Origin of the sequence: Actinophytocola sp. (assembly GCF_050699915.1) — a bacterium.
Taxonomy (GTDB): Bacteria; Actinomycetota; Actinomycetes; order Mycobacteriales; family Pseudonocardiaceae; genus Actinophytocola.
Genome location: NZ_JBOHGA010000291.1, coordinates 1 through 6,646 on the forward strand (window position 1 = coordinate 1; position 6,646 = coordinate 6,646).

At 72.5% G+C, this 6,646-nt stretch carries 6 protein-coding genes; 3 read left to right on the top strand and 3 right to left on the bottom strand.

The window, feature by feature from the left end; translation table 11 throughout:
* Both ACRDSK_RS30475 and ACRDSK_RS30480 read right to left on the bottom strand, forming a co-directional pair.
* The coding region (locus ACRDSK_RS30475) for a WXG100 family type VII secretion target (RefSeq protein WP_431444846.1) at positions 1-976 on the bottom strand (976 nt) is incomplete at its 3' end.
* Complete coding sequence (locus ACRDSK_RS30480; RefSeq protein ID WP_431444847.1) at positions 973-1,443, bottom strand: hypothetical protein; 471 nt, start codon at positions 1,441-1,443, stop codon at positions 973-975. The genes ACRDSK_RS30480 and ACRDSK_RS30475, both read right to left, overlap by 4 nt.
* A 372-nt stretch (positions 1,444-1,815) precedes the next feature.
* Here ACRDSK_RS30480 and ACRDSK_RS30485 point away from each other — a divergent pair, with 372 nt between their 5' ends.
* Together ACRDSK_RS30485 and ACRDSK_RS30490 are read left to right on the top strand one after the other, a co-directional pair.
* Positions 1,816-2,397, top strand: a complete 582-nt coding sequence (locus ACRDSK_RS30485) for a PaaI family thioesterase (RefSeq protein ID WP_431444848.1) — start codon at positions 1,816-1,818, stop codon at positions 2,395-2,397.
* 8 nt (positions 2,398-2,405) lie between these two features.
* On the top strand, positions 2,406-3,650 hold the full coding sequence (locus ACRDSK_RS30490) for a metallophosphoesterase (RefSeq protein ID WP_431444849.1): 1,245 nt from the start codon (positions 2,406-2,408) through the stop codon (positions 3,648-3,650).
* A gap of 24 nt (positions 3,651-3,674) precedes the next feature.
* Here ACRDSK_RS30490 and ACRDSK_RS30495 read toward each other — a convergent pair whose 3' ends face one another.
* Positions 3,675-5,990 carry a tetratricopeptide repeat protein gene (locus tag ACRDSK_RS30495; RefSeq protein WP_431444850.1) on the bottom strand — a complete coding sequence of 772 codons (2,316 nt, stop codon included), beginning with the start codon at positions 5,988-5,990 and terminating at the stop codon, positions 3,675-3,677.
* A 45-nt stretch (positions 5,991-6,035) separates the two neighbouring features.
* Between ACRDSK_RS30495 and ACRDSK_RS30500 the strand changes: the two genes are divergently transcribed.
* Positions 6,036-6,500, top strand: a complete 465-nt coding sequence (locus ACRDSK_RS30500; RefSeq protein WP_431444851.1) for a hypothetical protein — start codon at positions 6,036-6,038, stop codon at positions 6,498-6,500.
* The last annotated feature ends 146 nt before the right edge of the window (positions 6,501-6,646 follow it).

A 6,646-nucleotide genomic window follows, 5' to 3' on the forward strand; every position in this document is an offset into this window, starting at 1 on the left:
CACCGGGGCCGTACGCGCCGAAGCCGCCGCCGCCGCGCAGCTGGTCGGCGCCGCCGTTCAGGCCGCCCGGGCCGAAGCCGGTGCTGCCGGGCGGGAAGCCGCCGCCTGGACCGGTCGGGGCCGTCGCGGCCGGGGGCGCGAAGCTGGACGGGGTGGTCGAGGAGTTGCCGCCGGGCACCGCGCCCACACCGCCCGGCGGGAAGCCGCCCGGCGAGCTGGAGCCGCCGCCCGCGCCGGTGCCGCCACCGCTCGGGTCGGTGGCCGCGGGCGCCCACGTCGGCGAGTCCTTGGTGGTCGGGCCGGCGTCCTCGAAGTGCGGCATCTTCTCGTGGACGACCCGGCTGTCCTGCTCGTAGTCCTCCATCACGTTGACGGCCTCGGCCTTGTTGGACCTGGCCTGCTCGTGGCCGACCATGCCGTCGGAGACCAGCTGCTTGAGGAAGACCGCGTCGGCCGGGCCGCCGGTCGTCATCACCGTGTAGCCGTCGCGGAAGCGCCGCTCGGCGGTCGCGAAGCTCGGGGGCGGCATGCGCCGCTGCGCGGTGGCGACCGTGTCGGAGTAGGTCGACATGTTCTCGGCGACCGAGCCGGCCGTGTGGCTCGCGGTGCCGGCCCACTGCATCAGCCTCGTGGTGGCCGAGCCCGCGTTCACCGCGGCCTGGCCCTGCCAGCTGGTCATGACCTGCTCGACGACCTTCTGGACCTCGGTGGTGGTCGTCTCGATCTCGTCCGCCAGCCGCTTCCAGTGCTGCGCGCGGTCGTACATCTGCCGCGGGTCGGCCTTCATGATCATGTTGTAGAGCTCGTGGTGCTGGTAGGCCTCCCAGTTGGCCTTCCCGAAGTGCCCCGGCTGCCGGTTCTTGCGCTTGATGTCCTTGCGCCGCTCCGAGCGTTCGCGGGCCTCGCGGTCGGGGCGGTGGACCTCGCCGTAGGTCTTGTGCCGGCGGTCGCGGTCGTAGTCGTCCGGGGCGGTCATCGGCCGGTCTCCTCCTGGTTCACGACCTGGTTGAACCGGGCGACGGCGTCACCTTCGACGCCCCGGTAGGTCTGCAGGGTGTTGACGATGGCGGTGCGCACCGCGTCCAGCTCCCCGATGTACTGGTCGAGCGCGCCCTGGACGCCCTCGTCCACGTCGGCCCGCTGGCGGAACGCCTTGCGCATCGGCCCGGTGACCGGACTGGAGCCGTCCGTGAGCGGCCCGGACAGCTCGACCGCCGCGGCCCGCTGCTGCACGAGCCGGTCGCGCAGGCCCTGCAGCTGGCCGTAGAGGTCGGTGAGCCGCTGGAAGTCGGCCGAGATGCCGTCCACGTTCTGCCCGGTGGCGCCGTGCGCGACGACGTCGCCGGCATGGATGTTCGCCCGATCCTTGCCCGGTCGGACCCGTTCGTGGTCCCCGGAGAGCCGCTTGGCCTCCGTGAAGCTGTCCACCCGTTCGCGCGCCATGGACCCAATCCTCCACCCCGTACAACACCTGTTGCGCACAGCCTGGTCGTATCGACGTGACCGGGCCACCAAATCCGCCGCGTAGTGCACAACTGGTCACAAGCACGACTCAGTTGAACAAGCGCGCCGGCACCAGCAGCTGGGCCAGCTCGTCGGCCAGTGCCGACGAGCGTTCCAGTGCTGGGGTAACGACGTCCAGCACCGAAGGGATGCTCTCGTCGCCGGGCCGCCCCGGCCGCTCCTGTTCGATGACGCACCTCCTCGGTCGAACCCATTGCATCCCCGCCGGTCCGCCGGTCCCACACGGGCTGCTCAGCGGGGCACGGCGACGACTCACCGGGGCAACATCGGGACCGAACTACGCTGGTCGGCGTGAGTCGAGTTCCCCCGTCGTGGCCTCCGGTCGCGGTCGAGCTGCCCGAGCGGCATCCGGACGCGCCCGAGCCGGGCAACAAGCTCGGGCCGCACTACGCCTACTGCTTCGGCTGCGGCGACGAGGTCGAGCACGGCCTGCACCTGCAGACCGAGGCCGGCGAGGGGCAGACGGTCCTCGCCCAGTTCACCGTCACCGAGGCGCACCAGGGCGCGCCCGGCCTCGCCCACGGCGGCCTGCTGGCCTGCGCGTTCGACGAGGCGCTCGGCTCGACGGTCGGCCAGCTGCTGCGCCGCCCGGCGGTGACCGGCCGGCTGGAGACCGACTTCCTGCGTCCGGTCCCGGTCGGTTCGACGCTCTACATCGTCGGCAAGCTGGACGGCCTGGCCGGGCGCAAGGTGTACGCGAGCGCCGACGGCCGGCTGAACGCGCCGGACGGGCCGGTCGCGCTGCGGGCCAGGGCGCTGTTCGTCGAGGTCGACTTCAGTCACTTCATGGAGCACGGGCGCGCGGAGGACCTGCGTGCCGTCGCCAAGGATCCGGGGCTCCTGCGCGAACGCCGTTTCGACATCAATCCCTAGGAGCCCGATTGTTCGGCATCATCCTCGGCGCGTTGTTCGCGCTGATGCACTGGTACCTGTGGAAACGGCTGGTCAAGGACACCACGCGGCCGGGCAGAACGCGCCGCGCGGCGACGATCGCGACTGTGTTGTTGGCGCTGCTGGTGTTCGCGACGCTGACGCTCGGGCGGGAGATCTCACCGGCCGTGGCGCAGTGGTTCACCTGGCCCGGGTACACATGGTTCGCGCTGATGTTCTACCTGTTCGTGATCACCCTGTTGCTCGAGCTGCCGCGGCTCGCGCTGCGCGGCTGGGTGCGCCGCCGGCCCCTCGAGGCGACCGCCACGTCACCCGCGGCCCCCTCGGCCGAGCCCGACTCCGAGCCTGACTCCGAACCGGAGGCCGATTCCGATGCCGAGCCGGCGCGGCCCGTCGACCCGAGCCGGCGGCTGTTCCTCGCGCGCGGCTTCGGGCTGGTGGCCGGGGTTGCCGCGACCTCGGTGACCGGCGTCGGCATGGCGAACGCGCTCGGGCCGCCCGACGTGCTTCGCGTGCCCGTCACGCTGCGCCGGCTGGACCCGACGCTCGCCGGCTTCCGGATCGCGGTGGTCAGCGACATCCACCTGAGCTCGCTGCTGGGCCGGTCCCACACCGAGCGGATCGTGCGGATGATCAACGAGTCGTCGCCGGACCTGGTCGCGATCGTCGGCGACCTCGTGGACGGCTCGGTCGAGGAGCTCGGCTCGGCCGCGGCGCCGCTGGCCGACCTGGCGCCGCGCGAGGGCAGCTTCTTCGTGACCGGCAACCACGAGTACTTCGTCGATCCGGACGGCTGGATCCGCGAGCTCGACCGCCTCGGCGTGCACACCCTGCGCAACGAGGGCACGACGATCACCCGCGGCTCGGGTTCCCTGGACCTGGCCGGCGTGACCGACGTGAACGGCCGCTCCCGCGACGACGGCCCGGACTTCGACCGCGCGCTCGCCGACCGCACGCCGGACAGCCCGGTCGTGCTGCTGGCCCACCAGCCGGTGCAGGTCTCCGACGCCGCCTCCCACGGCGTCGACCTGCAGCTGTCCGGCCACACGCACGGCGGCCAGATGTACCCGTTCCACCACGTCGTGTCGATCGCCCAGCCGTCGCTGGCCGGCCTGACGAAGGTGGACGACACGTGGCTGTACGTCACGCGGGGCGCGGGCTTCTGGGGCCCGCCGGTCCGCGTGGGCGCCCCGCCGGACATCTCGCTGATCGAGCTGCAGCCCGGCGACCGCTGACCCGGTCGCAGGTCAGGTCGCCGGTCAGGTCACCGTGCGGGGGCGGATCGCGTTCGCCTTGTCCACCAGCTCGTGGCGTTGGTCCTGCGTGCTCGCCAGCCGGGCCAGGGCGCGGTAGCAGCGCTCCAGCCCGAAGCGCAGCTCCCGCTCCGAGAGCCGACAGCCCAGCACCATGCGGGTGTCCGAGCCGGCCGCGGCCGCGCCGGGGCGCCCGGCGCGCACCCAGCTGTACGCGGCCTCCAGCACCTCGGCGGACAGCGTCGTGCGGCGCTCGGCGTCCAGCGCCAGCCGCTCCAGCCGCCGGGCCGCGTCGTGCAGGTCGTGCTCGCCGTTCTGCTGCACGGCGCCGGTCTTGATCTTGATGGCGGCGACCTGCGCGGCGACGTGGTGGCTCGACGTGTCCGGCACCGCCTCCAGGACCTCGAAGGCGCTCTTGCGACCGCCCTGCGCGAGGTACACGCGGGCCAGCCCGAACGCCGCGCTGACCCACGAGTGGTCGGTGAGCCAGACGAGCTCGTAGCACCGTGCGGCAACGAAGAAGTTGCCGGAGTACTCCGCGCTGATCGCGAGGGCGAGCTTCGGCGGGATCTCGCCCGGCACCGCGTCGTAGACCTTCTCGAACGCCGCCGTCGCGTCCGCCGGCCGCCGCGAGGCGAGCGCGATCAGGCCCTCGTACCAGTCCGGCCGCCAGTCCGCCGGGTCGGTGACCAGCCGGCGCGCGGCCTCGAGCTCGGCGGCGGCCTCCCGCATGTCGCCCAGCTCGATCCGGGCGCGGACCATCCGCAGCCGCACCTCTATGGAGTCCTGCGGCGCGGAGGCGAGCGCGGCCACCATCTCGGCCGGCTCGGTCGCGGTGATGCTCGCGAGGGTGCTGGCCGCATGGTCGTCCGTGTCGACCATCGGCAGCGGCAGGATCGAGGCGACGTCGAGCGGGTCCGGCGAGGGCAGCGAACCGTGCTCGCCGACGACCATGCCGGAGCCGAATGTCCGCGTCTCCATGCCGAAGACCGTCGACTGCCCCGGCCGCGGCCGGCCGGTGCCCAGCGCCATGACCTCGCGCAGCACGCCGGTGAGCTGGTCGGCCATCTCCTCCGCGGAGGCGAAGCGCAGCACCGGGTTCTGGTGCGTGGCCCGCTTGAGGACCCGGTAGTAGGAGCCGAACAGCGCGAAGAGCGGCTCCTCCTCGGGGCTCGGCATGGTGTGCTTGTGGCGCGTCGTGTAGCCGGCGAACTCGATGGACAGGACGGCCAGCGTCCGGCCGACGGTGTAGATGTCGGACGCGATCGAGGCGCCCTCGGTGGCCAGTTCGGGCGCGCTGTAGCCGAGGGTGAAGAACAGCGGGCTCTCGTAGTCGTCGGCCTGGCGGACCGCGCCGAGGTCGATGAGCTTGAGCTGCTCGCCGGCCTGGATCACGTTGTCCGGCTTGAGGTCGCAGTAGAGCATGTCGATGCTGTGCAGGTAGCCCAGCGCCGGCAGCATCTCCAGGCCGTACGCGATGACCTGCCCGATCGGCAGCGGCTCGGCGCGGCCGGTCTCCCGGTGGTGCTCCAGCGCGAGCTGGCGGAGGGACTGTCCGCCGACGTACTCCATCACGATGTAGCCGACGAGGTTGCCGGTCTTCGGGTCGGGGTGCTGGACGAAGTTGTAGATGCGGACGACGTTCGGGTGCTCGACCTCGGCGAGGAAGCGCCGCTCGGCCACGGCGGAGGCCATCGAGGTCGCGTCGCCGGTGTCGATCATGCCCTTGAGCACGACCCACCGGTCGGAGACGTTGTGGTCCTTGGCCAGGTAGATCCAGCCGAGGCCGCCGTAGGCGAGGCAGCCGAGGACCTCGTACTGCCCGCCGACGAGGTCGCTGCGGACCAGCCGGGGCCGGAAGTTGAAGGAGGTGCCGCAGGTCTCGCACTCGCCCTCGGTGGCGCCGGGGTTGCCGTCCTTGCCGCGGCCGACCTCAGCACCGCAGTTGCTGCAGAAGCGCTTGTTCTCGCTGACCGCGGGGTCCTTGAGGACCGCCGAGGCCGGGTCCTTGACCGGTACGACGGGCACGTCGACCAGGCCCGCGCCCAGTCGCCCGCGATGGGCCCCGCGAGAGCCGGTCCGCCGGCCGGTCGGTACCGAGCTGGAGCCGGTGCCGTGTGTGCTGTCCTTCTCCGGCCGCTCGTGGATGGTGGCCGGCTCTTCCTCGGGTTGTGCCGGTGCCGGCGGCTCGATGCTCAGCGTCTCGGGCGCCTCGCCGAGGACGCTGGTGGGCGCCGGATCGTCCTCGGACAGCGCCGCGGGCGGCTTTGCGCCCGGCTGCGGCGGGGCTATCGGAGGCAGCGGGATGTTCCGCGCCCACAATGGCCCCTGCTGTTGGCCCGGGATGGAGGCGGTGGACTGTCCGGAGTGGACCCAAGAGGTCGGCTGCTCACCCTGTGCTGGCTGGCCCTGCGCCGGCGGTTGGCCCTGCCCGTGCTGTTGGCCCTGCCCGTGCTGCGCGAACTGCCCGCGAACAGGCTGCCCCTGCCAGGGTTGCCACTGTCCAAACTGCGCCTGCGGCGAATACGGCTCCGCCTGACTCGGCTGCCCCTGCCCGAACGGCTGTCCTTGGCTGGGCTGCCCCTGCCCGAAGGGCTGCCCCTCACTCGGCTGCGCCTGCCCAAACGGCTGCCCCTGACTGGGCTGCGCCTGCCCAAACGGCTGCCCCTCACTCGGCTGCGCCTGCCCAAACGGCTGCCCCTGACTGGGCTGCGCCTGCCCAAACGGCTGCCCCTCACTCGGCTGCGCCTGCCCAAACGGCTGCCCCTGACTGGGCTGCGCCTGCCCGAAGGGATGCCCCTCACTCGGCTGCGGCTGCCCAAAACCCGGTGACTGACTCGACTGCCCCTGCCCGAACGGCTGCCCCTGGCCGGGCTGCGCATGGCCCGGCTGCACCTGCCCGAACGGCTGCCCCTGACTCGACTGCGGCTGCCCGAACGGCCGTTCCTGGCCGGGCTGCGGCTGCCCAGGATCCTGTG

Coding starts and splice junctions, on each gene's coding strand:
- ACRDSK_RS30480 (WP_431444847.1), bottom strand. CDS start 1,443: ATGGCGCGCGAACGGGTGGACAGCTTCACGGAGGCCAAGCGGCTCTCC.